This is a genomic window from Bradyrhizobium sp. Pha-3 (assembly GCF_042258325.1).
Lineage (GTDB): Bacteria > Pseudomonadota > Alphaproteobacteria > Rhizobiales > Xanthobacteraceae > Bradyrhizobium > Bradyrhizobium elkanii.
In genome coordinates this window covers 8,166,246-8,191,392 of the sequence record NZ_CP170151.1, presented here as the reverse complement: position 1 = coordinate 8,191,392, position 25,147 = coordinate 8,166,246, and the positions used below count along the sequence as shown (strand labels likewise).

Below are 25,147 nucleotides of genomic sequence, written 5' to 3'. Positions count from 1 at the left end.
GCGACAGTTCCTGCCTTTTCTATCCATCCCCGTTGCTAATCGCTTGCCGCGATTGGCGCTCGACGGGGGACGATCGTGGCGGGCACTTCACTCCATTCGGAAGCGTTCTCGCGTGGCGCGCGCATGCTGCGCACCGCGCTGGGTCCCGCGATCGCCACCTTCCTCGAAGACCCCTCGATCGTCGAGGTCATGCTCAACCCCGACGGCCGGCTCTGGATCGACCGGCTGTCCGGCGGGCTGGAGGATAGCGGACGAACGATGTCTGCCGCCGACGGCGAGCGGATCGTGCGCCTGGTCGCGCATCATGTCGGCGCTGAGGTGCATGCCGAGAAGCCGCGCGTCTCGGCCGAGCTTCCCGAGACGGGGGAGAGGTTCGAGGGGCTTCTTCCGCCCGTCGTTGCGGCGCCGGCCTTTGCGATCCGCAAGCCCGCCGTCGCTGTTTTCACCCTGGACGACTACGCGGCGGCCGGCATCATGACGGCCGGCCAAGCGGGCCTGTTGCGCGAAGCGGTCGCCGCCCGCAAGAACATCCTGGTCGCCGGCGGCACCTCGACCGGCAAGACCACCCTGACAAACGCGCTGCTGGCCGAGATCGCCGGCACCACCGATCGCGTGGTTCTCATCGAGGATACGCGTGAACTGCAATGCCGCGCTCCGAATCTGGTCGCGCTGCGCACCAAGGATGGCGTCGCGTCGCTGTCCGATCTGGTTCGGTCCTCCCTCCGCCTACGCCCAGACCGGATTCCGGTCGGCGAGGTACGGGGCAGCGAAGCCTTGGAGCTCCTCAAAGCCTGGGGCACCGGCCACCCCGGTGGGATCGGAACGATTCACGCCGGCACGGCGCTGGGCGCGCTTCGTCGCCTCGAGCAGCTCATCCAGGAGGCCGTCCTCACCGTTCCCAAGGCGCTGATCGCCGAGACCATCGATCTCGTCGCGGTACTGCGCGGCCGCGGCAGCGAACGCCGCCTCGCCGAACTCGCTCTCGTCGCCGGCCTCGATCCCGCCACCGGCGATTACCGCGTCCAGTCGGCCGGGGCGGGCGGCCAATCCTCACTTCCCGGAGACCCGTCATGATTCAGTGCCCTCCCGCGATCCGTCGTGTTCGTCGCCGCTTCGCCGACCTAGCGGCAATTGTCTTCATCTCCATCGCTTTAGCCCCTGCGGCCTACGCCTCCGGTTCCTCGATGCCGTGGGAGACGCCGCTCAACCAGATCCTGGAGTCGGTGCAGGGCCCGGTCGCCAAGATCATGTCGGTCATCATCATCACCGTGACCGGCCTGACGCTCGCCTTCGGCGATACGTCCGGCGGCTTCCGCCGGCTGATCCAGATCGTCTTCGGCCTGTCGATCGCCTTCGCCGCGTCGAGCTTTTTCCTGACCTTCTTCAGCTTCTCCGGCGGAGCGTTGGTGTGATGGCTGCGATCGTCGATCCGGAAGTGCCGGGCTTCTTCGCGCCGGTCCATCGCGCGCTCACCGATCCGATCCTGATGGGCGGCGCGCCCCGCACGGTTGCGATCGCCAACGGCACGTTGGCGGCGGCAATTGCACTCGGCCTCCACCTCTGGATTCCCGGAGCGCTGATTTGGGCCGTGGGGCATGCCGCTGCGGTCTGGGCGGCCACGCGCGACCCGCAATTCGTGGACGTCGTTCGACGTCACCTCCGCTATCCATCCTATCTCCGCGTGTGAGGCTTGCATGCTGAACCTCGCCGAATACCGCAACCGACCCCACAGTCTTGCCGACTTCCTGCCCTGGGCCGCTTTGGTCGAGAAGGGCGTCGTCCTCAACAAGGACGGCGCGTTCCAGCGCACGGCGCGCTTCCGCGGTCCGGATCTCGACAGCGCGACGCCGGCCGAGCTCGTCGGCGTGACCGCCCGCCTCAACAACGCGTTGCGGCGTCTCGGCTCAGGCTGGGCGATCTTCGTCGAAGCCCAGCGCATCGCCGCCCAGACTTATCCGCACAACACTTTTCCAGACGCCGCATCAGCGCTGGTCGACCTGGAGCGGCGGGACGCTTTCGAGGAGGCCGGTGCGCATTTCGAGAGCCGCTATTTCCTGACCTTCGTCTGGCTGCCGCCGGCCGAGGACGCCTCGCGCATCGAGAACTGGCTCTATGAGGGCCGTGCGCAGAGCGGCGTCGATCCACGCGAGTTGCTGCGCGGCTTCGTCGATCGGACCAACCGCGTCCTGCAACTGGTCGAAGGGTTCATGCCCGAGGTGGCGTGGCTCGGTGACGGCGAGACGCTGACCTACCTGCATTCGACCATCTCCACCCGGCAACAGCCCGTGCGCGTCCCCGAAACGCCGATGCATCTCGACGCGCTGCTCGCGGACGAGCCGCTCGCAGGCGGCCTCGAGCCGCGTCTGGGGAGCCACCACCTTCGCACGCTCACCGTGGTCGGCTTTCCGACCGCGACGCATCCCGGGATCCTCGACGAGCTGAACCGGCTTGCCTTTCCCTACCGCTGGTCGACCCGTGCCATCCTCCTCGACAAGACCGAGGCGGTGAAGCTGTTGACCAAAATCCGCCGACAGTGGTTTGCCAAGCGCAAGTCGATCGCCGCCATCGTCAAGGAGGTGATGACCAACGAGGCCTCGACCCTGGTCGATAGCGATGCGGCGAACAAGGCCGCCGATGCCGATCTCGCCTTGCAGGAACTGGGTACCGACGATGTCGGTCAGGCCTACATCACCGCGACCGTCACCGTCTGGGATGAGGACGGAGGTCTCGCCGCCGAGAAGCTGCGCCTCGTCGAGAAGGTGATTCAGGGGCGCGACTTCACCTGCATGCCGGAAGGGGTGAACGCGCTCGAAGCCTGGCTCGGCTCACTGCCCGGGCACGCCTACGCCAACGTCCGCCAGCCGCCGCTCTCGACATTGAACCTGGCTCACATGATACCGCTTTCGGCGGTCTGGGCCGGGCCGGACCGCGACGAGCATTTCCGCAGCTCTCCGCTGTTCTTTGGCAAGACCGAGGGCTCGACGCCTTTCCGCTTCTCGTTGCACGTCGGCGACGTCGGCCACACCCTGATCGTCGGGCCGACCGGGGCCGGCAAGTCCGTGCTGCTGGCGCTGATGGCGATCCAGTTCCGGCGCTACCGGAAGAGCCAGATCTTCGCCTTCGATTTCGGCGGCTCGATCCGCACGGCGGCGCTTGCCATGGGCGGCGACTGGCACGACCTCGGCGGAAGCCTGTCGAACAGCGCTGACGATTCCGTCTCTCTTCAACCGCTCGCACGCATCGGCGATGCGGCGGAGCGCGCCTGGGCGGCCGAATGGGTGACCGCGATCCTCGCCAAGGAGGGCGTCACCATTGATCCGACCGTGAAGGAGCACGTCTGGTCGGCGTTGACGTCACTGGCATCCTCGCCGGTCGAGGAGCGCACGATTACCGGCCTGACGGTTCTATTGCAATCGACCGCGCTCAAGCAGGCACTGCAACCTTATTGCGTCGGCGGCTCCTCCGGCCGCCTGCTCGACGCGGAAGCCGAGCAATTTGGTTTTGCGTCGGTGCAGGCGTTCGAGACCGAGGGCTTGATTGGCGCTGGAGCTGCGCCTGCCGTCCTCACCTACCTCTTCCATCGCATCGAGGGACGGCTCGACGGCCGGCCAACCCTCCTCATCATCGACGAGGGGTGGCTCGTCCTCGACGATCCGGCCTTCGCGCAACAGCTCAGGGAATGGCTGAAGACGCTGCGGAAGAAGAATGCCTCCGTCGTGTTCGCGACCCAATCGCTCTCCGACATCGACGGCAGCAACATCGCACCCGCAATCGTCGAGAGCTGCCCGACGCGCATCTTCCTGCCGAATGAGCGCGCGATCGAACCGCAGATCACCGCCATCTACCAGCGGTTCGGTTTGAACGACCGCCAGATCGAGATCATCGCGCGGGCGACGCCGAAGCGCGACTACTACTGCCAGTCTCGCCGCGGCAATCGGCTCTTTGAGCTCGGCCTCGGGCCGGTCGCGCTGGCCTTCTGCGCCGCGTCCTCCAAGGCCGACCATGCCGCCATCGAACGGCTGCTCGCCGAGCACGGCCACGACGACTTCACGCCCGCTTGGCTCGCTGATCACGAGTTGCTCTGGGCCGCCGATCTCATCCCTGACCTGATAAATCTGGAGGTGCAATCATGATCGCTCATCAGACGCGGCGCGCAAGCTTGACCGCTGCGACCGCTCTCTCGCTTGCCTTGTCGATCTCGCCGCCTTTGACGGCGCCGGCCTCTGCGCAGTGGATCGTCTACGACCCCACCAACTTTAGCCAGAATGTGCTGACCGCGGCGCGCGAGCTGCAGCAGATCAACAATCAGATCCAGATGCTGACCAATCAGGCCCAGAGCCTGGTGAACCAGGGAAAGAACCTCGCCAACCTGCCGTTGTCGACGCTGACCCAGCTTCAGGCACAGGTCGCACGGACTCAGTCACTGCTGAGTCAGGCCCAGAACATCGCCTTCAACGTCGAGCGCATCCAGACGGCGTACTCCAGCACGTACGGCACGGCGGCGGGAATGGGCTCCAATGCGACAATGTTTGCCACGGCCCAAAGTCGCTGGCAGAACTCGGTGGGCGCTTTCGAGGACTCGCTGAAGGTGCAGGCCGGCGTCGTCGGCAATATCTCGACCAACTCCAGCGCAATGAGCTCGCTGGTCACCGCGAGCCAGTCGGCAAGTGGCGCCCTGCAAGCCGCTCAGGTCGGCAATCAGCTTCTGGCCCTGCATTCCCAGCAGCTATCCGATCTCGTCGCGGTGCTCGCCGCGAAGGGACGGGCGGATGCGTTGGAGCAGGCGCGCGTGACGGCGACCGAGTCGCAGGGCCAGCAGCAATACAAGATCTTCTCGACACGCAGCGGCTATCAGCCCGGCAACGTCACCATGTTCAGCGGCAACTGAGGTACCGATCATGGAGCGCTCGGATATTCTTCGCGCAGGCGCGATGATCATCGTGTTCGCCATTTTCCTTGCCGCGCTGCACGTCATTCATCGGCGTCCGGCGGAGCAGCCCATATCCGACGCCCCCTCTGTCTCCGCTCCCGATGATCTCTCGGCCGAGTTGCGCCGTTGCGGCGCGCTCGGACCGCAGGATGCCGAAGATCCGCACTGCCAGGCGGTTTGGAAGGAGAACCGCGCGCGCTTCTTCGGCGGGCCGGCGCGGCCACTTCTGCCGCAGGCCGCGCCGGCCACGCCGCCGATGACGAGTGATCCACAGGGAGAGAAGCCGTGAACAATGTCGGCGTCATCGACACCTTCCTCAACACCTTCACGACCTACATCGATTCGGGTTTCGGCCTGATCAAGGGCGAGGTCACCTATCTGTCGTCGACGTTGATCGTCATCGACATCACGCTGGCCGGCCTGTTCTGGGCCTGGGGCGCAGACGAAGACATCCTTCAGCGGCTGGTGAAGAAGACCCTCTACATCGGCTTCTTCGCCTTCATCATCACCAACTTCACCAAACTCTCAGGCATCATCTTCAATAGCTTCGCGGGTCTCGGCCTGAAGGCCGGCGGCTCCTCGATCTCGACGGCGGACTTTTTGCGGCCCGGCAAGCTGGCGCAGGTCGGTCTCGATGCCGGACAGCCGTTGCTTGACGCAGCAAGCCAGATGATGGGCTTCACCAGCTTCTTTGCGAACTTCGTCCAGATTGCCGTTCTGATGGTGTCCTGGCTCTTGGTGCTGATCGCCTTCTTCATTCTGGCGGTGCAGCTCTTCGTCACGCTGATCGAGTTCAAGCTGACGACGCTCGCTGGTTTCATCCTCATTCCGTTCGCGCTCTTCAACAAGACCGCCTTCCTTGCGGAGAAGGTGCTGGGCAACGTCGTTGCCTCCGGTGTGAAGGTCATGGTGCTCGCCGTCATCGTCGGCATCGGCACCGGGCTCTTCTCCCAATTCGCCACAGCCTATGCCGGCGGCCAGCCGACCATCGAGCAGGCGCTCTCTGTCGTGCTGGCGGCACTCGCCATGCTCGGCCTCGGCATCTTCGGTCCCGGCATCGCCACCGGTCTTGTTTCCGGCGCGCCGCAGCTTGGCGCGGGCGCTGCCGTCGGCACCGGCCTTGCCGTCGCCGGTACCGCAATGGTCGGCGGCGCGGCGCTCGGTTTGGCCGGAAGGGGAACGATGGCAGCTGGCTCCGGTGCTGCGGCCGCCGCGCGTGGTGGTGCGGCGATGGCGGGCGGTGCGTCCTCCGCCTACAGCCTTGCATCGGCCGGTGGGTCCGGCGCTGGCGGCGTCGCGTCCGGTCTCGGCGGCGTGGGCCGTGCGGCGGCAAGTCACGCGGCAGCTCCCGTCAGACGCGCCGCTGCGCGAGCAACGGGGGCAATGACGGAAAGTTTTAGCTCTGGCGCCCGTGCCGGCGTCGCCAACACCGGTGGCTCCTCGACGATGGGGACCATCGGGAGCGGCGCCGCCGCAAACGATGGAACCGCATCTCAAGCAGCGAACGAGAGCGGTCCGCCCGCCTGGGCCCAGCGCGTCAAGCGTAATCAGGTCGTCATTCACGGCGCGCAGACGGCCGCGCAAGCCCTCAAATCCGGCGACAGCCATGGCGGCGGTCACGCCGTCGACCTCTCGGGAGGAGAATAAAAAGTGTCAGTCTTCCGGCGATCGTCGGTCCGCTTCGGCCGTACACCCGAACCCGAAACCCCCTACCAGCGCGCGGCGCAAGTTTGGGACGAACGCATCGGCTCCGCCCGCGTGCAGGCCAGGAACTGGCGGCTGATGGCCTTCGGTTCGCTGATCCTGTCGTGCGGCCTCGCTGGCGGGCTCGTCTGGCAATCCACGCACGGCACCGTCGTTCCCTGGGTGGTGCAGGTCGACAAGCTCGGCGAGGCGCAAGCCGTGGCGCCCGCCGTCGCTGATTACAGGCCGAACGACCCGCAGATTGCCTGGTATCTCGCCCACTTCATCCAGATCGTCCGCTCGCTTCCGGCCGACCCGATCATCGTGAGGCACAACTGGCTGCAGGCTTATGATTTCACGACCACGGCGGGCTCGGTGGCGCTGAACGACTACGCCCGCGCCAATGACCCCTTCGCCAATCTCGGCAAGCAGCAGGTCGCTATCGACGTCTCCAGCGTCATCCGCGCCTCGCCCGACAGTTTTCGCGTCGCCTGGGTCGAACACCGCTTTCAGGATGGGGCGCTCGCCGGCACCACACGTTGGACCGCGATCCTCACGATCGCAATTCAGCCGCCCACCGACGCCGATCGGCTGCGCAAGAATCCACTCGGCATCTACGTCAACGCCATCAACTGGTCAAAGGAGCTGGGACAATGACCCCGCCGATTTTCTCAAGAGCCGGCGGTCCGGCTTCGCAGCTTATCGTTCACCAAAACCGGAAAGTCGGCGATACGTCTCCCCGTAAACCCGCCTTTGCGGCTTTGCTGATGGTTGCATCGGCGCTTGGCGGCTGCGCACACAATTTCATCCCGCCAGACATCAACTACGATAGCGCAGAGCCGGCGACGCTCACCGTCGATCCGCCGCCGCCCGTCAAGATCGTGGAATTGCCGAAACCGCTGCCGCTGCCCGGGCAGTTGAAACCGCTCGCCGCCGGCAAGCGCGTCCCCGAAGCCGCCGATCCGAAGGTTCGCGTCAAACAGGCTAACGCTGCGGCACGGGTGCAGCCGGTCCGCAATGGCTTCATCAATGCCGTACAGGTCTATCCCTTCTCGGGGGGAGCTCTCTACCAGGTCTATACCGCGCCCGGTCAGATCACGGACGTCGCGTTGCAGGACGGCGAGCAACTCGTCGGCTCCGGACCGGTTGCCGCGGGTGACACTGTGCGGTGGATCATAGGCGATACCGAGAGTGGGGCGGGCGCGACCAAGAAGATCCACATCCTTGTCAAGCCGACGCGGCCGGAATTGGTCACCAATCTCGTGATCAACACCGACCGACGGACCTATCTCCTCGAGCTCCGCTCGACGGAGAAGACCTATATGGCCTCGGTCTCCTGGCAATATCCTGAGGACCAACTCATTGCTCTTCGGCGGCAGAATGCGGCGGCCGAAACCGCGGCCCCCATTGCGGCCGGCGTCGATCTCGCTTCGATCAATTTCCGCTATTCGATCGAGGGCGATGATCCGGCCTGGCGTCCGCTGCGCGCTTTTGACGACGGCAACAAGGTCTATATCGAATTTCCCAGCGGGATTGTCCAGGGTGAGATGCCGCCACTGTTCGTCATTGGCCCGGCCGGCGGCTCCGAACTGGTGAACTACCGGGTCAACCGCAACTACTACATCGTCGACCGCCTGTTCGCCGCCGCCGAATTGCGTCTTGGTGACAAGGACAGCGAGCGGCGCGTGCGTATCGTCCGCACCGACGGAAGGCCGCGCTCATGGCGATAGGCAGGGAAGACGAACATCAAGGCGATACTCCGTCTGTCGCGCCGCCGGACCTTCGGCTCCGAGGCGAGCGGCCCCGTGTCACACGGCTCTCGCGCAAGGTCCTTATCGGCCTCGGCGCTGTGTCTGCCCTGGCAGTCGCGGGCGCGCTCGGCTATGCCCTCCAGACCGGCAATAAGCTGCAGAGCGGCCAAGAACTGCTCAGCACCCAGAACCGACCTTCGGCCGAGGGGCTGGCCGAGTTGCCGAAGGACTATACTGGCCTGCCGCGTCAAGCGCCGCCGCTCGGGCCGCCGCTGCCTGGCGATCTCGGCAAGCCGATCCTCAACGCAGGCGCCGCACCGAACACCATAGCGGCGACGTCTGATCCCGAGACGCAGCACGGGGTCCAGGAAATCGAGGCGGCGCGAGTTAGCCGCCTCTTTGCCCAAACTGCTCAGCAACCGCAGAGCGTGGGCCAACCAATCCCGAATGCCTCCACTGGCGCCACGCCGACTCCGGCCGCGACACCACCTGTCGATGCAGGATCCGCCCAGAACATGCAGGACCGCAAGACGGCCTTCCTCAACGCTGCGACGGACAAGCGCACGGTCAGTCCAGATCGGCTCGAAGCCAAGGCCTCTCCCTACATCGTGCAGGCCGGCACAGTGATCCCGGCTGCGCTCATCACGGGCATTCGTTCCGATCTGCCTGGCCAAGTCACCGCCCAGGTGACCGAGGCTGTCTATGACAGCCCTTCCGGCAAATATCTTCTGGTTCCCCAGGGTGCGAAGCTGATCGGCCAATACGACAGTTCCGTCGCCTTCGGCCAGTCCCGTATCCTCTTAATCTGGACCCGCATCATCATGCCGGACGGCAACTCGATCGTGCTCGAGCGCCAGCCCGGCGCCGACACCGGTGGTTATGCCGGGCTTGAGGATGAGGTCGACAACCATTGGGGCATGCTGTTCAAAGCCGCCGTCCTCTCGACCATGCTCAGCGTTGGAGCGGAGGCGGGCACGAGCCAGAACGAGAACAACCTCGTTCAAGCAATCCGTAGTGGCGCGTCCAACAGCATCAGCCAGACGGGTCAGCAGATCGTGCAGCGCCAGCTCAACATCCAGCCGACGCTGACCATCCGGCCAGGTTTCCCGGTGCGGGTCATCGTTACGCGAGACCTGGTGCTGGCTCCGTACGGAAAGGGAGGGACGCCATGACGAAGCTCAAGCTTGGGCCGCTTGAAGACGACAAGCCGGTGAAGCTCACGATCGAGCTGCCGGCGGCGGTCTTCAGGGATCTCAAAAGCTACGCCGAGATTCTGACGCGTAGCGGAGGCACGACCACACCGACCGAGCCCGCCAAATTGATCGCGCCCATGATCGAGCGTTTCATGGCAACCGACCGCGCCTTTGCAAAAGCTCGCCGAAATGCGGCTCAGGTCGTCTCTGGATCAGCCGAGAGGTCTGGATAGCGTTCCCGAAGTAGGGCGAGGAACGGACGCAGTGACGGATTGCAGTTGTCTTGCCGCCAATAAGCGCGGAAGCTCAGCCGCGTCGGACCCTCCGCATCATGGACCTCGCGGAAGGTCACTCCCTGATAGGCCGCGCCGGTCGCGCCTTCCAAAGTCAGCAGGACACCCCAGCCCGCGCCCACCAAAGTGAGAAGCCGGTCGAGCGCCACATCATGGTGAAGCAGCCAACACGGATCGGACCCACCCAATTTGCTGACGAGAAGCTTGAGCAATTCCGGTGCCGGGCCATGCTGTGACAACAGAAGCGCTTCCTCCCTCAGTTCGCCCCAGTGAACCACATCACGCCTTGCCAGCGGATGGCCCTTGGGGAGGGCGACGACGACACGTTCGCTCCAGAGCGACAAGCACCCGTCGCTCCAGCTTGAATTGGGTTCGGCCACAAAGGCGACGTCAATGGCGGAACTGGCTAGATCGGAGATCAGATGGTCTCTCGATCCGTCTACCAGATGCGTATCAGCATCGGGGAAGCGGTGCCGGTGGTCGAGGAGGGTGGCCCGGAGATTGCCGGCTGAGAGTGAGGCGTGGACGCCGATGGTCAATCGGCCGCTCTCGCCTCGCCAATGAGTCTTGAGGCGAGCGGCGATCGCTTCCGTTTCATCCACGATGCGCTGGGCGGCATCGAGGAATTCTTGCCCTTCAAGGGTCGGTCGCGTGCCGGCGTAAGTGCGCTCGAAGAGAGCGCCGCCCAACTTGTATTCGAGATTGCGCAGGCGACGACTAAGAGTCGACTGCTTGATTCTGAGCGTTTCTGCCGCTTGGCGGAGGCTTCTGTGGTGAGATGCGGCGATTGCCCAGCGTAGATCTCTTAATTCCACTGGCGTGGTCGGAGCCCTATGGCGAATTGCCGGTGACCAAACTTTTTTTTGAATGGTTCACTCCATTTGTTTGCGCTGCTTCAGCGCCTTCTTCGCGCTAGCCCTGACGCAGCCATTGAGCGCCTTCGTGAAGGCATTGGAGGTTCTGGCGACCGACCGCAATGGCGTGTAAAAGAGCCAACGTAGGCTTCCGCCCCGACCAAAAAAATCGCTGTCGACTTCAGATTGAACCGCATGTAGCTGCCCGCCAGCTAAGGGGCTAAAGCGCGTCCATTCGACGAACTCAACCGCGAAAAGGTCAGGAGCTTCGGTAAGTAATTGCGAGAAGGTTTAGCTATCTGCCCTCGGTTGCCTCCTTTTCAAAGGATTCGGTGATCTCGTTTCTCCGACCAATGATCGAACCGAGCTTGGCGCATTCGACAACTCGTTCACTGAGTGGCGCGCCGACGCTGGCTCTTGCCATCGGAGTGCAATCGCCTCGGCGAGCGTTACGGGCGGGTTCAGACGAAGTTCTGCTTGAGCAAGACGGCTGGGCCGTTTGCTGGAATTATGCCACCAAAATACAATCTATTTGATTAGATGACGACTCGGCCTCACGACAATCCATCGCCAAATCAGATCGGTCCATCACATTAGTTGGTGGTTGCGCTTGGATGCGCCGCCGAGGTTGCGAACAAGGTTGCAGCGGAACCGCCGGTCACGGGAGGCCACGGTTATCGCCTCAGCCTCATCGAGCGCTCCTTCTGAGATGCGGGGGAGCCATCGCATGGGACCTTCGAACGTGATTGCTCCTGACTGGATCGGCAAAGTAGCCCTACCGCCTCAGCATTTATTAATGAGTCTGCACCCTGCTAATAGTAGCGTTATAGTCAGTGGTTTGACGGTCAGAGCGAATGGCATGCTTGGCACATGAAAACTCGTGCGCTAGCACTACTTTGGCAGATTATTTGATTTTGCCGCGTTTTATAGGATTGAACGAAGCCGCTGGCGCGGCATGTAGGGAGGCATGGCAAGGATTGCCTCCTGTCTGAGAGGATTGCGGGTTTTCGAAGCCCAACCCTTTAGACAGGAGGTTTTCCGATGGCTGAGATCAGCCCACTTCGCCGCCGCATGATCGAGGACATGACGGTCCGCAATCTGTCACCGGCGACGCAGCAATCCTACCTCAACGCCGTAGCGAAGTTGAGCCGATATTTCGGTCGTTCTCCCGACCGGCTCGACCTCGAGGATATCCGTGCCTTCCAGGTACATCTGGTTGCGACGGGGATGTCCTGGCCGGCACTGAACCAGATCGTCTGCGCACTGCGGTTCTTCTACGGTGTGACGCTTGGTCATGACACCGTTCCGGAGCGCATCGCCTATGCGCGTAAACCGCGCAAACTACCGGTCGTGCTGAGCGCCGACGAGGTCGTACGCTTCCTGGAAGCAATCCCAAGCCTCAAGAGCCGTACCGCGTTGACCACCGTCTATGCCGCAGGCTTGCGCGTATCGGAAGTGGTCCTCTTGAAGGTTGTCGACATTGATAGCCAACGGATGTTGATCCGGGTCGAGCACGGCAAGGGCGGCAAGGACCGTTACGTTATGCTCTCGCCGCAGCTTTTGAGGATTCTGCGGACGTATTGGCGGCTCACTCGGCCAAAACGATGGCTATTTCCCGGCCGCGACGACGAGCGTCCGCTCGTCCCGAACGTGCTGCACGCCGCCTGCCGTTCAGCCTGTGCTGCGGCCGGCTTGAGCAAGTCGGTGACCGTGCATACGCTGCGGCACACATTCGCGACCCATCTCCTGGAGAACGGGGCCGACGTGCGCATCATCCAGGTGCTGCTCGGCCATGCCAGTCTGGCCAGCACGGCGCGCTATACCCAAGTCGCCACAAAGACCATCAGCAATACGCCAAGTCCACTTGACTGGCTCCGCCTGGAGGTCGTGCCGCCCGGCTGAGCGGACCTGATGGCTCCGATTCTGGAGGTGGCGGATATCTTCCGCCGCTACGGCGAAGCGTTTCGGCAAGCCCGTGCCGAGCATTTGGGCCGCGTCGAGCGGCGCGTCATGGGCGCGATCACGGCATGCGGCAGTGCTCGGCGGCCACGTCGAGCAGTGCGACGACTGCGGCGCCACACGGATCGCCTACAACTCCTGTCGCAATCGGCACTGTCCGAAGTGCCAGGGCGCGGCGCGCGCGCAATGGCTTGCCGAGCGGCAAGCCGAGCTCCTTCCCGTGCCGTATTTCCACGTCGTCTTCACCATGCCGGCCTCCGCCGCGGAGATCGCCTTCCAGAACAAGGCCGTCATCTATGCCATCCTGTTCCGCTGCGCTACCGAGACGCTCACCACCATCGCGGCCGACCCCAAGCACCTCGGCGCCCAGCTCGGCGTGACCGCCGTCCTCCATACCTGGGGCCAGACCCTGCAACACCATCCGCATCTCCACTGTGTCGTGCCTGGTGGTGGACCTTCGCCCGACGGCATCCGCTGGGTCGCTTGCCGGCCCGGCTTCTTCCTGCCGGTGCGCGTCCTCTCTCAACTGTTCCGCCGCCTGTTTCTGCAAGAGCTGCAAGCTGCCTTCGTGGCTGGCCAGTTGGGCTTTTTTGGTGATCTCGCCCGTCTCGCCGATCCCGCCGCGTTTACCCAGCGGCTCGATCAGCTCCGTCGGACCGACTGGGTCGTCTACGCCAAGCCGCCATTCGGTGGGCCCGAACAGGTGCTGGCTTATCTCGGCCGCTATACGCATCGCGTCGCCATCGCCAACAGCCGGCTGATCTCACTCGCCGATGGGAAGGTGAGCTTTTCCTGGAAGGACTATCGGCAGAATCGCAAGGCCAAAGTGATGACGCTTGATGCCGATGAGTTCATGCGTCGCTTTCTCCTGCACACCCTGCCGGACGGCTTTCACCGCATCCGCCACTATGGCTTTCTCGCCAATGGCGGACGCAACGATAAAATCGTCCTCTGCCGTCAACTCCTTGACGTCCGCAACGCTCCGGCTGATCAAGAAGCCGGCGGCGATCCCCTCGTCAAATGCGAGATCCCGGTCCGCCCGCATTGCGGCGGCACCATGCGGCGCATCGACGTCGTCCCGCAAGCCTGCGCGCGCGACCATCCGTTTCGTTGTGACACGTCATGACCAGCGCCTGCATCATCCACCCCTTCCGTGATCACCTTCGCGGTGGCAACGTCCGATGTCGCCGTGGCCGCGCTCGTCACCACTCACCCCGTCAGTCATGCGGCCGCGCATCCCAGCACAGCAAATCGCTCGCGGCATCGTGCTCTCGGACCGAGCAATGGCGCCGCTCACGTCCGATCAATCACTCGCCGACGCACGGCCGCCACAGGCGCGCCTTCTCCGCAGTTGCTCCGGCTGCACTATCCCCATAGCGCCCACAACTCCGCGGCTTCGTTCAATCCGGCTTCTATGAGGTCGCACGCGCCACCGCGTACGCGGCTCGCGCCTGCTACGCGACCTCACAGAACCCTCAAGATTCCCGAATCGATTTTTCAATGATTCATGGGTGGTCGGCTCTTGGAGGGCTGACCATGGCGGGATGGGAAGACGAACTCGAACGCTGGCTAATGCCGTTCTTGGACCGGCTGGGTCATAAGACCCGACAGCGGATGTGTCCTGTATGTTGCGGGATTGATCGGTCCTGGCGATCGCAAGAGCGTTCAGCCGATGGCGGAACGCCTTGCCACGAGCAACTACGACCAGTTGCACCATTTCATTGCGGACGGTGTCTGGGACGCGACGCCGCTGGAGACAGAGCTGCTCAACCAGGCAGACCGACTTGTCGGCGGCAGGGATGCGGTGTTGGTTATCGATGACACCTCACTGCCGAAGAAGGGTGAGCGCTCGGTCGGTGTTGCGGCTCAATACGCGTCGGCTCTCGGTAAAACGGCAAATTGCCAGACGCTGGTGTCTTTAACGCTTGCGCGCGGCGAAGTGCCAGTGATGGTCGCGTTACGTCTCTTTCTGCCTGACAGTTGGACGAGCGACTTGTCTCGTTTGAAGCGCGCTCGCGTGCCAGTCGAACACCGAACGCCACGGTCCAAGCCGGAGATTGCTTTGGCCGAGATTGACCGCGCGATGGCAGCCAACCTGCGCTTTGGATGTGTGCCGGCGGATGCAGGATACGGCCTCAGCGCACCGTTTCGACAAGGGCTAACAGAGCGCGGGTTGGCCTGGGCGGTCGGTATCCCTCGTCACCAGAAAGTGTATCCGGTCGATGTGAAGCTCATTTGGCCGATCACCAAAGTCCGTGGCAAACCACGAAAGCACTACGTGCCCGATATCTTATCGATTGCGGCAGAACAAATGCTGGCCAGCGCCAAATGGAAAACCGTGAGTTGGCGTAGCGGGACGAAAGGTCGGCTCAAAGCCCGATTTGCTGCTCTCCGTGTCCGGACCGCCGACGGCCCTGCGCAGCGGATATGGGATAAAGGCCAGCAGCATCTACCAGGTGACGAAGCTTGGCTCATTGGCGAGCAACGTGCCTCCGGGGAGAAGAAATACTATCTCGCCAATCTTCCAGCGGCGACGGATCTGCGCACGCTGGCCGCCACCATCAAGGCACGGTGGATTTGTGAGCAGGCGCATCAGCAGTTGAAGGAGGAGCTTGGACTTGATCACTTCGAAGGGCGATCATGGCAAGGTCTTCATCGCCACGCCCTGATGACAATGATTGCCTACGCCTTTCTGCAACATCGCCGCCTCGCATACGCGGGGCGGAAAAAAAAGAATCAACGGGCCTCCGCCTCAGCCAACCATGCCCGCCGTACGTCACGCCATCGTTGATCTCATCCTTCGGCCGCCGCCTCAGCAGTGCCCATATTGCCGAAAGCAAATCCCCGAAAAACAGTGGCGCAAACACATTCTGCCAAAGTAGTGCTAGTGGCTTGGAATGTGCGTCGGATTCGGGCGAAACGCGGTATTTCCCAAGAGAGATTGGCTTACCAAGCCGGGATTGACCGCTCTTACATGGCCAGTCTTGAGCGGCAATCGAAAAATCCGACAATTGATCTCCTCGATCGCATCGCCGAAACGCTGGGCGTTCATTTGTCCGAATTCTTTGCTCGGCCGTCCAAACATGCGGTGTCTTGCAAGACCTCGCCTAAACGCCGTAAGTCAGCGCGTCTCGGCAAGCCGCGTGTCCAAAAGAACAAACGCAACGGTCCGACGCCACAGAATTTCGAATGAGGCCTCGGCGAGAAGCTTGGAGCCCGAACAGATCGGGCGCCGGCTTTCGCACCAGCCGATGCACGCCCGCGTAGGCTATCAACTCGCGGCCTTGAACCGGCAACCCTCGATATCACTGGTGAGCCAGCTACGCTGGCGAGGCTACAGGCACGCAGCAGCGGCTCCTCGTCGACCTTGAACCCGATCATGGCGAATTCGCCGCTGCGGAAGCGGAACGACGAATCCCGCGTGGTGGTGAAGCTGAAGAGATTGTCGGCCCAGTGGGGGCTACTAAGCTATGAAGATGGAGATGCGGGCGGCAATACGGAATCCCTGATACCGGCGAATGGATCCAGCATGTCTCGCCTACTGGGACACGATCTTCGGCGGTTACTTCTCGTCCTATGGCGCCATCTTTGACGCCACGACAAAGGCGTGCCGATGGTGTCTGTGTCGACTACTATACCGCATTCCAGAGCGACCAGTTTGGCCAGTGTCGAGCAAGCGGGGATGTTGCCTATCCCGCAACAGTGGGCAGTTAGGTGCTTACACCGAAGCGGCACCGCATTTTCTACATGATGAAAACTATCTGACAGGTTCCAAATATTGGCCGCCTACAAGATCTGGCAGGGGCCTAGCTCAGCCAGCTTATGTATATAGCGGAACCTCTGTCCCGCATTTTGCGCGGGGACACGCGGCAGGTAACGGAGGTCACAGATGGCATACAAGAAACTCATCAATCAAAGCGGCCTGACACTTACGGTGTTGCTCATCACGCGCGTTGGCTCAGAGCCGAACCAGTCCGGACAGATCGTCGCAACGGCGCTACCGGTGGGTGGCAAGCAGACGATTGAGTACGGCAGTGCGCAGAATCCCTTCCTCAACGGGCTCGTGATTTCCTCATCTTCCGATGGCGCGTTTTCGAACGGGTCGCAGATCGTGACGACTCGGGGCAGCAGCTGGGATACTGTCCTGAACACGCACGATACCCTTACCTTTAGCGGAGCGGGTGGGCTGAACGTGGTGGGCTCGAACATATAACCCGCCACGGCACCGACGGTCCCGCGGTGGCGGACTTGGCCGCTCCTGGAGCCGATCCTGGCGGCGTCGCCGCCCTGCTCGGATGAGTGCAGCCGATGGACGGAAAGGCGACTCTTGTGACTTCGGCGCCCGTGCAGCGGTGATCACCCGTGCCGGGGTGTTGGATGACTTCGCCGGAGACGAACCATGATGCCTTCACTTTGGTTGTCCAACAGGACCCCAGGTGCTCTGAAGAAAGGCCCGCGAGTTCATGAAAGGACCGCGCGGGATCATCATGGAATGACGGTATAGCATATGAGTACCAATCTTATGTTGCACGAGCCGCCCAACGCGCTGCGGCTGATCACACAGGCGTATACGAGCCTTCTCATTATCGGCTTCGCCCTGCTGCCCACTCAGTTCATCGCTTACCTTTATTTCCAGCAGGATCCCGCGCTGAAGTTTGAAGACCACCTGTTCCACGAATTCGCCATCGCCGTCGCCACCCTCGAGGGGCTGTTCGTCACATATGTGACGTGGCGTTGCTATCGGTCTTCAGGCGAGCCGTTGTTGCGGTGGTTGACCCTTGGCTTTCTGGCCTTCGTGCTGATCTATTCGCTGCACGGCGCCTTCACCGGGATGGCACATCGCAATATTTGGCTGTTTCTGCTCTATGGGCCGGCGTCGCGTCTGGCGATGTCGATTTTGCTCTTCGTAGGGCTACTCAGCTACAACCAGCCGTCAGACGAGCTTGAGAAGCGCTCGGACACGCGCGCGTGGCTCATGTGGATTGGCCTGTTCCTTACGGTGGACCTAGCTGTCGCACTTGTCGCCTATTCACGCTATGCTGGGCATCCGGTGGTCCGCCTGTCCATGGAGGGCGGCGCATTGCTATTCAGCGCGCTGAACGTCGCGGCCTTGCTCATGCGACGGATTCACTCACCGCTGATGCTTGTTTTCGGCGTTTCTGTCACATGGTTTGCGTTATCGTCGCTCGCATTCATTTTGGCCGCGCCGTGGAATCATATGTGGTGGCTGGCTCACGCGATCTTTGCTGGCGGCTTTTTTCTGCTCAGTTATGGCGTCGTCCGAGCTTTCCGAACAACGCAATCGTTCGCGACCATCTATAGCCAGGAAGAAATGACCGCCCGCCTGGCCAAATCGATGGCTGACACTCAAAAAGCACTCCAGCAAGTGCAAATGAGCAATCAAAGGTTGGAGCGGCTCGCCGCCACCGACCCACTAACCGGTGCCGGGAATCGGCGCCACTTCATCGAGCATATCGGCGCAGAGATCGCGCGTGCCAAACGGACCGGTGCTCCATTGGCTCTGCTATCGCTCGATCTCGACCATTTCAAGGATATCAACGACTCGCGTGGTCACAGCGTCGGCGATGAGGTCCTGCGCGTATTCGTGCGAAAGTGCCTGGAGGCAATCCGGCCTTACGACTCTGTCGCGCGCGTCGGCGGTGAAGAATTCATGGTACTGCTGCCGGGGGCGACGCTCGACGCGGCTTGCGCGGTCGCCGAGCGCCTTCGGTCGGCCATCGAACGCACCGCATTCGACGTCGGAGCCGAACCGTCGGTCGGCGTCACCATCAGTGTTGGAGTGTCGGAGTTCGGGCGCGATGGAGACACGCTCGACGGGTTCTTGAACGTCGCCGACCAGCGACTCTATCGTGCAAAATTTGAAGGTCGCAACCGCGTGGTTGTCGCCTAGGTTATCCTTCATCGCTCACTTCGTCTCTGGTGCTCTGGGCCCCGACGCCCGTTCTCGCTATCATTCTCCGAGTCAAAGCCGCAACTCCACTAACAATTATTCGGTCATGGTCCATCCATTGCAACATTTGCAGGTAGATTCGCACCACAATAGGTTGCTGCCGGGAGCTGTCATGTCGTTGCTTGCTACAACAGCGCTTGACAACCATTGTTCCGTCGAGCGCTCAACTGGCAGCAGCCGCCGCACCTCGCCAAGGCGGCCGGCCCTTGGCGCGCGCCGCGATTACCGATCCGCTGGCCAGGCACTCGGCAGAATGTCGGGATCAGGGAGCACAACTGACAGGAACCTAGCGCCGATTGCTATCCCACGTGAACTAGCGGCTCGCGCTCCAGGGTGTTCAAGTGGCAGATGTAACTCGTTGCTTCGGCCGCGCTAACGATGTGCGAACTTGCAGGTCGCTCGAACACAACTTCTGCCCGGCAACTATCGCTACCCGATGGCTCATTGCAGCTTCCGAAGCCGCAACTGAAGTTCGGCAATCGGCGCAACATCTGGTTCTCAGTTAACAACCGCGCTGCGGGCACCAACCTCACTGGATCACTCTACGTTGCGAAATTTCGACTGAGATGAGAATTTCAACTCCACGATTGCCAATATTGCACTTCGATTGGAGCCGTTCTGCCACGAGAGACTTCATTGCTCTTTTCGGCGGCGTCGTTCTCGCTTCACTCTTAGCGCATCTCTATGGGCTTGGCCCCCGTTTGGCGCAGCTGGGACGGCGCTATGTGGATTCGGTACTCGACGACATTATATTCATTGTGTTCGTCGCGTTCTTGCTGAGCATTGCACTATCAATCTTTAGTGTTCGGCGCTACCGAGAACTCGCCCGCGGAATTGACGCACGAACGATTGCAGAAGGGGACGTCCGCGATTTGGCGCGACACGATCCATTGACTGGCTTGCCGAACCGCCGCCTGTTTGATGAGAAACTTGATCTGTGCGCTGGCCTCGCCACCGACACGCATCAAGTCGCTGTTCTGATGCTCGGCCTCGACGGCTTAAAGCGGATCAAGGATACGCACGGCCATGAAGCGGTGGACAAGGCACTCTGCGAACTTGCCACAAGGCTTATCGACATCTTGCGCAAGGATGGCCTCCTGGCGAGGATCGGAGGCGACGAATTCGGGATCGTCCTGCCCAGCATTAGCTCCCTCGAAGATCCCGCCAACCTGGCGCGCCGTATGGTGGCGTCCGCCGCCGATACTTTCGCGATTGAGACTGGCGCAGCCGAGCTTAGTCTTGGCATTGGCATCGCCATCGCTCCGCTTGATGGCGTCAACCCCCACGAATTGGTCAGGCGCGCAGAACGCGCGCTTTATCGCGCGCAGAGCGACGGCAGGTCGCGTGTTCGCTTTTTCGAACCGGACATGGACATACATGTCGAGCGGCGCATCAATATTGAGCGTGAGCTTCGGAGCGCTATCGCGGCGGATATTATCGAGCCCCACTACCAGCCGGTGGTTTCACTCGAAAGTAATCGCATCGTCGGGTTCGAGGCGTTGGCGCGTTGGGAAAACAGGACATTAGGGCATGTCCCGCCCGACGTGTTTATTCCAATTGCAGAAGAAACTGGCCTCATCGACGCTCTTGGAGATCAGGTTTTTCGCCGCGCGTGTCTTGATGCCACTGCGTGGCCGAAGACGTTCTCGCTTGCCTTCAACATTTCGCCTGTTCAATTGCGGGATTCCGCGCTTGGAGGGCGCATTATATCAATCCTTGAGCAAACCGGCTTTAGTCCATGCCGCCTGGAGATTGAAATTACCGAGAGCGCGTTCGTGGAACGAAACGGGGCTGCGAAGACCGTGATTGACGAACTTCGTCGAGCCGGCGTCCGCATCGCGCTCGATGATTTTGGAACGGGTTATGCTACGCTTAGCCAGCTGCTTTCGTTTCGTCTTGACAAGATCAAGATCGATCGCAGCTTCGTGTCGCATCTCGACGAGAGCACCGACAGCCGGGTGATCGTTCGTGCTATACTCGGCCTTGCTAAAGGGTTTGGTTTGACGACCACGGCCGAGGGAGTCGAAGACGAAGGCCAACTCGTCTATCTGGTGGCCAATGGTTGCACAGAAGGACAAGGCTACTTGTTCAGTGGTCCCGTTCAAGCCGCCGGTATCCCCGCGCTGCTTGATCGCCAAGCCCGCCGCGGACCGGTTACTGAAGATGGAGCAAGAAACCTACATGCGTGAGTCGACGCGCTGAGTTCAAGCGTGCTCGGGAGGCGTTAGAATGAGCCGTGTAGATCTGCCGCACTGCATTTGACGCGTTGCCGGCAATTGCATTGTTGCTCACGGAAGGCGCATTCACTTAGACAGGGCGTGGGCTCTTAAGAAATCACATTGACTCGATCACTGGTAGCGGCCTGTCGTGCACACCGTTTTGCACCTGCTCCAACGTCAACGCATAGGGGCATCCGCGAACGGCGATCAGATATCAGAAGTCCGGATATCGTCTCAAAGATCCGTCACCAACGCCCCTAATGCCTCTCCGACTGAAACGCCGGAGCTGACCGTTCTGGTCTCCTAACGACTCCTGATTGCGCCAGGGAGTGCCGAGCGCACACGATCCAAAGCGCACTTCCACGAGCATCCGGTTGTCCGGTCTGGTGGAGACGTTCTGATCAGGCCGTTTATGATCAGCGACACCTCCCAGCCCGCATTACTCAACGCCGAACGATTCACCCAAGGCTTCCAAAACGAGACTTAGCCTGATTTGCGACCTTGCGTTAGAACGTAACATAGATTGTCCGATTTCTGACATGCAGTCGGTCTGGTACACTTCCTTGAAAAATATCCTTTACTGATCAAGCTGTCGCAGTTGGCACAGGGTTTGAACAGAGAAGTCCGTCCACCGCAGCCGCCCACGAAGCGGCGGCCACAATAATGCTTCTTCGGCAATGCCGTTTGGCACAACGACACGGGCTGCCACATGGAGTCGGTCTCAATAGCACGTCACAAAAACTGTCCTCAATGTGGCTCTGCGTTGGTCCACCGCGAGTGGCATGAACGCATTGGTGCGCGGGAGGTCCAAGATCTCTGGCGCTGCTGGAATTGCAGGCACGAATTTATGACCATTGTCACTTCTGACGATACGGATCCTCCTATCGCTGAGATCACAAAGCTATTCTTTACCAGCCTGTTAGTCTGATCAATGAACGCCTGAGCCGCTAACACTCGCATCCGAGCGGCATCAGACTTGGCAATCCAAAGCAGGGCGGAGGGTCGCTTAGGGGAGAACAATTCGACCGTAGGCTCAGTATCTGCTTATCCCGGATGGGGAATACGCTGCGCGACCTTCCCATCATAAATGAAGTTGGAGTGTTCTTATGAGGCTCGTACGTGCAATCGTCGGCTTGGCCCTGTTGGCAGTTGGATTGTACGTTATTATCGGCGAGCACTTCGCCGGAACATCGGCGGATGCTACACTCAATGCTCGACTCTACATCGTTCGGGCCCCGATCGAAGGAAAAGTGACGCTTGCCGTAAAGAGCATCGGCGCGCGCATTAGTCCCGGCGAGCTTATAGCAGAATTGAACGACCAACGCTTCGATACCGCGAGGCTTCTTGAGCTTGATCGCGATCGCACGAACCAGCAGATCGAGCTCAACCGTCTCGTTGGCCAGCGAGAGGCCTTGTCCGCATCCCGGTCTCGCTTCGATGTTCAATCAACTGATTACCAGCGCGGCAGGGTTCGGCAGATTGAGGCTCGAATTGCCGAAACGAAAGCAGCTCAAGACGCTGCGGCCGCGCGCCTTCGTCAAGCGGACGCAGAATTCAAGCGGGCAAATGAGCTAAGCACGCGTGGTGTACAGACGGTGGCGAATTTGGATCGCGCTCGCGCAACTTACGACGTCGCGCAGCAAGAACTGGAGAGTGCGCAGCAGCGAGTGAATTATTTAGAGACGGAACTTACGTCCGCTCGCGACGGCGTCTTCATCGGGGAGTCCTATAACGACGCTCCCTCCTCGGCCCAACGTATCCGCGAGCTCGAGCAGCGGCTGGCCGAGCTGAATGTCGACAAGGAGCAGGTGAAGGCACGTATTGTACTGCTCGACGGGCAAATCGATGCCGAGCGTCTTCGTGTCAATAGCTTGAGCTTCGCTACTCTTAATGCCAGCGTCGTTGGCCTAGTCTGGGACATACTAATAGACGATGGCCAATACGCGCATACGCGCGGCGCGGCCAGGATCTCATCAAGATCGTCGACTGCAGTACACTGATCGTCACTGCGGGCGTCAGCGAATCTCTCTACGACGGTCTCTCGGTGGGAACGGCCGTGCAATTTCGGTTGTTTCGCGATGACCGTGTTTTCAATGGAACCATAACTCGCCTTGGCGGATCCGGTGCGGCCTCGCTTTACACCAATCTTGCTGTGGGTCCAAGTGCACAACATCTCCAGCGCTTTGATGTCACCGTGACTGTTCCAGACCTTGCAGGAGAGGCAGATCTCAGCTGCGCGATTGGACGTACTGGACGCGTTATCTTCACAGCCGGCCCAATCGCACAATTCCGTCGCTTTATGACGCGGTACGGACTCTGATGCTTCTGCTGTCGCCACTCGTTGCTGCCTTCGCAGGCGCCGCCTTCATAGTTGGGCTTCGCCTTACCGTCTTTCCGTTGCTTAATCCGATGAAGTGGTATTGGCGCGCTCTTCTCCTGGGGACGGCTACCGTACTGTCTTGGCGTTATATGGCTTGGCGCTTCACCGAAACACTGGCACCGCTCGACTGGACTGCGGACGCGCTGTTCAGTTGGGGATTCGCCATACTCGAAGCTCTGACGATGCTTTCCTCTACCATCGCGTTTTTCATACTGTCGCGGGTGAAAGAGCGGTCGGCAGAAGCAAACCAGTACTCCGAATGGTGGCTGCCTGGAGAAGCGCCGCGCGTCGATGTTTTCATCACGACTTACAACGAGCCGTCGGAAGTGCTCGAGCGCACGATCATTGGCGCGACCGAAATCCGCTATCCACGGCTTCGGATTTTTATTCTCGACGACGGCGCCAGGAATTGGGTGAGGCAACTTTGCGAGCTGTACGAAATCGGATATCTCGCACGCTCGGATAAGGAGCACGCTAAAGCGGGGAACATCAACCACGCACTTCGCGTGCGCGCCCGCGATCCAGCCCCCCCGGTCTTTGTCGCTGTACTTGACGCAGATTTCGTTCCCCATGCGGACTTCATCGAGCGGACACTAGCGTTGTTTCACGAGCCAGACGTCGCGCTCGTGCAAACCCCGCAGCACTTCTTCAATCCTGATCCGATCCAACATAACCTGGGAATAAGCACCGCATATCCGGATGAACAACGTCATTTCTTTGACAACGTCGAGCCAGCGCGGGACGCTTGGGGGATTGCCATCTGCTGTGGGACATCATCCGTAATGCGGGTCCGGGCCGTCGAGCAGATTGGCTGGATTCCAACACAAAGCGTAACCGAAGATTTCCTGCTCACCCTTAAGCTTGCGGAGAACGGCTGGCAAACTGCGTACCTTAACGAGCCATTGACTGAAGGTTTGGCTCCCGAAGGATTGAAAGAGTATATTACACAGCGTGGACGGTGGTGCCTTGGCCTGATGCAGATCGTTCGCGGCTCATACAGCCCCTTTGGCATGCGAGGCCTTGGGCTGATGCATCGAATCGGTATCCTCGATTCATTGCTCTACTGGCTCAGCACCTTTCCCTTCAGGCTTGCCAGCTTGATTTGCCCCCTGTTGTACTGGTGGTTCGGTATCACCATCGTGAACGCGTCGCTGGTGGAAATTATCAGTTATTATGTACCCTATTACCTAATGGTTCTGGTGTCCCTGAACTGGCTTTCAAAAGGGTTGTTTGTCCCGCTTCTCAACGATACGGCTCAACTGATCGCGGCCTGGCCCATCAGCCGGGCAGCTGCTCTCGGGCTTCTGACCAGCGGATCGCATAAATTCTCGGTGACGGCCAAAGGCGGCGACCGTGCCAAGGTCGTTGTCCAATGGGCGTTGATGCGACCGTTTCTACTCCTGCTCGCACTGACGATCGGCGGCCTGATCGTGCCGTTGAACTCCGATTTCGTCTTCAATACGTCCCCAACAGCGGGCGACGGCACGGCTATCGTGATGTTCTGGACACTTTACAACATACTGGTGCTGTTCGTGGCAGTCGTGGTGTGCATCGAACGACCGCGATACGATCGACCTCAGCGGCAGATCCCAGAGCCCATCACGTTGGTGATCCAAGGTGAGAAACACCGCGGATGGCTTCTCAATCTGGGCCGAGGGGGCGCTCGAATCAGCGGTCCATCCGGGCTTTCCGCCGGAGCAGAAGGGAAGCTCGACCTGCCCGGGATTGGCGGAGTAGACGCGCATGTTGCTGCGACTACTCGTGATGGCTATCGAATCAAGTTCTCTCCAACTCCTGAGCAAAGGGCGAAAATTATCAAGAAGCTTCATACCGAATCGGCCATGCCAGGGGCCGATCGAGGGAACATCTTGCAAATGATCCGCGAGTTGGCGCGAGCTCTAACGAGTTGAGGAG

At 61.1% G+C, this 25,147-nt stretch carries 20 protein-coding genes and 2 pseudogenes; 21 read left to right on the top strand and 1 reads right to left on the bottom strand.

Going from position 1 to position 25,147, the window contains the following annotated elements; all coding sequences use genetic code 11:
- Nucleotides 1–75 precede the first annotated feature (75 nt).
- The 11 genes from trbB to ACE10X_RS39120 are packed head-to-tail and all read left to right on the top strand — an operon-like array spanning nt 76 to nt 9,790.
- Nucleotides 76–1,074, top strand: coding sequence for a P-type conjugative transfer ATPase TrbB (trbB, locus tag ACE10X_RS39170; RefSeq protein WP_018268882.1), 999 nt, complete (start codon nt 76–78; stop codon nt 1,072–1,074).
- Entirely contained in the window at nt 1,071–1,412 is a 342-nt protein-coding gene (locus ACE10X_RS39165) for a TrbC/VirB2 family protein (RefSeq protein WP_026191851.1), read from the top strand. Before trbB ends, ACE10X_RS39165 begins: the two co-directional genes overlap by 4 nt.
- The gene (locus tag ACE10X_RS39160; RefSeq protein WP_018268880.1) at nt 1,412–1,687 is read left to right on the top strand and encodes a VirB3 family type IV secretion system protein; all 276 of its coding nucleotides are present in this window, start codon (nt 1,412–1,414) and stop codon (nt 1,685–1,687) included. The genes ACE10X_RS39165 and ACE10X_RS39160 overlap by 1 nt, the downstream gene beginning before the upstream one ends.
- A gap of 7 nt (nt 1,688–1,694) precedes the next feature.
- A complete protein-coding gene (gene trbE, locus ACE10X_RS39155; protein WP_018268879.1) occupies nt 1,695–4,133 on the top strand; it encodes a conjugal transfer protein TrbE in 2,439 nt (812 codons plus the stop codon).
- Nucleotides 4,130–4,888 carry a P-type conjugative transfer protein TrbJ gene (trbJ, locus tag ACE10X_RS39150; RefSeq protein ID WP_016841933.1) on the top strand — a complete coding sequence of 253 codons (759 nt, stop codon included), beginning with the start codon at nt 4,130–4,132 and terminating at the stop codon, nt 4,886–4,888. Before trbE ends, trbJ begins: the two co-directional genes overlap by 4 nt.
- A 10-nt stretch (nt 4,889–4,898) precedes the next feature.
- Nucleotides 4,899–5,219: a putative entry exclusion protein TrbK-alt gene (trbK-alt, locus tag ACE10X_RS39145; RefSeq protein WP_018268878.1), complete on the top strand. Its 321-nt coding sequence runs from the start codon at nt 4,899–4,901 to the stop codon at nt 5,217–5,219.
- Entirely contained in the window at nt 5,216–6,577 is a 1,362-nt protein-coding gene (gene trbL / locus ACE10X_RS39140; RefSeq protein WP_018268877.1) for a P-type conjugative transfer protein TrbL, read from the top strand. The genes trbK-alt and trbL overlap by 4 nt, the downstream gene beginning before the upstream one ends.
- A 3-nt stretch (nt 6,578–6,580) precedes the next feature.
- A complete protein-coding gene (gene trbF, locus ACE10X_RS39135) occupies nt 6,581–7,270 on the top strand; it encodes a conjugal transfer protein TrbF (protein ID WP_026191850.1) in 690 nt (229 codons plus the stop codon).
- Nucleotides 7,267–8,343: a P-type conjugative transfer protein TrbG gene (gene trbG, locus ACE10X_RS39130; RefSeq protein WP_026191849.1), complete on the top strand. Its 1,077-nt coding sequence runs from the start codon at nt 7,267–7,269 to the stop codon at nt 8,341–8,343. Before trbF ends, trbG begins: the two co-directional genes overlap by 4 nt.
- Nucleotides 8,334–9,536, top strand: coding sequence for a TrbI/VirB10 family protein (locus tag ACE10X_RS39125; protein WP_018268875.1), 1,203 nt, complete (start codon nt 8,334–8,336; stop codon nt 9,534–9,536). The genes trbG and ACE10X_RS39125 overlap by 10 nt, the downstream gene beginning before the upstream one ends.
- Nucleotides 9,533–9,790: a DUF2274 domain-containing protein gene (locus tag ACE10X_RS39120; protein WP_016843881.1), complete on the top strand. Its 258-nt coding sequence runs from the start codon at nt 9,533–9,535 to the stop codon at nt 9,788–9,790. The genes ACE10X_RS39125 and ACE10X_RS39120 overlap by 4 nt, the downstream gene beginning before the upstream one ends.
- On the opposite strand, the gene ACE10X_RS39115 is transcribed toward ACE10X_RS39120, so the two are convergent.
- On the bottom strand, nt 9,754–10,665 hold the full coding sequence (locus ACE10X_RS39115; protein WP_085970796.1) for a LysR family transcriptional regulator: 912 nt from the start codon (nt 10,663–10,665) through the stop codon (nt 9,754–9,756). The genes ACE10X_RS39120 and ACE10X_RS39115 overlap by 37 nt on opposite strands.
- Before the next feature lie 1,080 nt (nt 10,666–11,745).
- Here ACE10X_RS39115 and ACE10X_RS39110 point away from each other — a divergent pair.
- From ACE10X_RS39110 to ACE10X_RS39065, 10 genes and pseudogenes are all read left to right on the top strand, one after another.
- Nucleotides 11,746–12,606, top strand: a complete 861-nt coding sequence (locus tag ACE10X_RS39110; protein WP_026191847.1) for a site-specific integrase — start codon at nt 11,746–11,748, stop codon at nt 12,604–12,606.
- 6 nt (nt 12,607–12,612) lie between these two features.
- Nucleotides 12,613–13,789 (top strand): annotated as a pseudogene (locus ACE10X_RS39105) (IS91 family transposase).
- Nucleotides 13,790–14,163: 374 nt separating this feature from the next.
- Nucleotides 14,164–15,523, top strand: a pseudogene (locus tag ACE10X_RS39100) (IS701 family transposase); the annotation flags it as partial.
- A gap of 21 nt (nt 15,524–15,544) precedes the next feature.
- The gene (locus tag ACE10X_RS39095; RefSeq protein WP_038374098.1) at nt 15,545–15,856 is read left to right on the top strand and encodes a helix-turn-helix domain-containing protein; all 312 of its coding nucleotides are present in this window, start codon (nt 15,545–15,547) and stop codon (nt 15,854–15,856) included.
- Nucleotides 15,857–16,552: 696 nt separating this feature from the next.
- The gene (locus ACE10X_RS39090; protein ID WP_018268871.1) at nt 16,553–16,876 is read left to right on the top strand and encodes a hypothetical protein; all 324 of its coding nucleotides are present in this window, start codon (nt 16,553–16,555) and stop codon (nt 16,874–16,876) included.
- Between the two features lie 294 nt (nt 16,877–17,170).
- Entirely contained in the window at nt 17,171–18,574 is a 1,404-nt protein-coding gene (locus tag ACE10X_RS39085; protein ID WP_018268870.1) for a GGDEF domain-containing protein, read from the top strand.
- A gap of 656 nt (nt 18,575–19,230) precedes the next feature.
- Nucleotides 19,231–20,823 (top strand): bifunctional diguanylate cyclase/phosphodiesterase, encoded by a 1,593-nt coding sequence (locus tag ACE10X_RS39080; RefSeq protein ID WP_016841552.1) that lies wholly within the window; start codon nt 19,231–19,233, stop codon nt 20,821–20,823.
- A gap of 1,136 nt (nt 20,824–21,959) precedes the next feature.
- Nucleotides 21,960–22,853, top strand: coding sequence for a hypothetical protein (locus ACE10X_RS39075; RefSeq protein WP_026191845.1), 894 nt, complete (start codon nt 21,960–21,962; stop codon nt 22,851–22,853).
- Nucleotides 22,766–23,173, top strand: a complete 408-nt coding sequence (locus tag ACE10X_RS39070) for an HlyD family efflux transporter periplasmic adaptor subunit (protein WP_077231163.1) — start codon at nt 22,766–22,768, stop codon at nt 23,171–23,173. The genes ACE10X_RS39075 and ACE10X_RS39070 overlap by 88 nt, the downstream gene beginning before the upstream one ends.
- On the top strand, nt 23,173–25,143 hold the full coding sequence (locus ACE10X_RS39065; protein WP_018268869.1) for a glycosyltransferase: 1,971 nt from the start codon (nt 23,173–23,175) through the stop codon (nt 25,141–25,143). The genes ACE10X_RS39070 and ACE10X_RS39065 overlap by 1 nt, the downstream gene beginning before the upstream one ends.
- The last annotated feature ends 4 nt before the right edge of the window (nt 25,144–25,147 follow it).

Bases quoted from the DNA above. Each gene is read 5' to 3' on its own strand.
- ACE10X_RS39165 (WP_026191851.1), top strand. From the start codon at position 1,071: ATGATTCAGTGCCCTCCCGCGATCCGTCGTGTTCGTCGCCGCTTCGCC.
- ACE10X_RS39160 (WP_018268880.1), top strand. From the start codon at position 1,412: ATGGCTGCGATCGTCGATCCGGAAGTGCCGGGCTTCTTCGCGCCGGTC.
- trbE (WP_018268879.1), top strand. From the start codon at position 1,695: ATGCTGAACCTCGCCGAATACCGCAACCGACCCCACAGTCTTGCCGAC.
- trbJ (WP_016841933.1), top strand. From the start codon at position 4,130: ATGATCGCTCATCAGACGCGGCGCGCAAGCTTGACCGCTGCGACCGCT.
- trbK-alt (WP_018268878.1), top strand. From the start codon at position 4,899: ATGGAGCGCTCGGATATTCTTCGCGCAGGCGCGATGATCATCGTGTTC.
- trbG (WP_026191849.1), top strand. From the start codon at position 7,267: ATGACCCCGCCGATTTTCTCAAGAGCCGGCGGTCCGGCTTCGCAGCTT.
- ACE10X_RS39125 (WP_018268875.1), top strand. From the start codon at position 8,334: ATGGCGATAGGCAGGGAAGACGAACATCAAGGCGATACTCCGTCTGTC.
- ACE10X_RS39120 (WP_016843881.1), top strand. From the start codon at position 9,533: ATGACGAAGCTCAAGCTTGGGCCGCTTGAAGACGACAAGCCGGTGAAG.
- ACE10X_RS39110 (WP_026191847.1), top strand. From the start codon at position 11,746: ATGGCTGAGATCAGCCCACTTCGCCGCCGCATGATCGAGGACATGACG.
- ACE10X_RS39090 (WP_018268871.1), top strand. From the start codon at position 16,553: ATGGCATACAAGAAACTCATCAATCAAAGCGGCCTGACACTTACGGTG.
- ACE10X_RS39085 (WP_018268870.1), top strand. From the start codon at position 17,171: ATGAGTACCAATCTTATGTTGCACGAGCCGCCCAACGCGCTGCGGCTG.
- ACE10X_RS39075 (WP_026191845.1), top strand. From the start codon at position 21,960: ATGAGGCTCGTACGTGCAATCGTCGGCTTGGCCCTGTTGGCAGTTGGA.
- ACE10X_RS39065 (WP_018268869.1), top strand. From the start codon at position 23,173: ATGCTTCTGCTGTCGCCACTCGTTGCTGCCTTCGCAGGCGCCGCCTTC.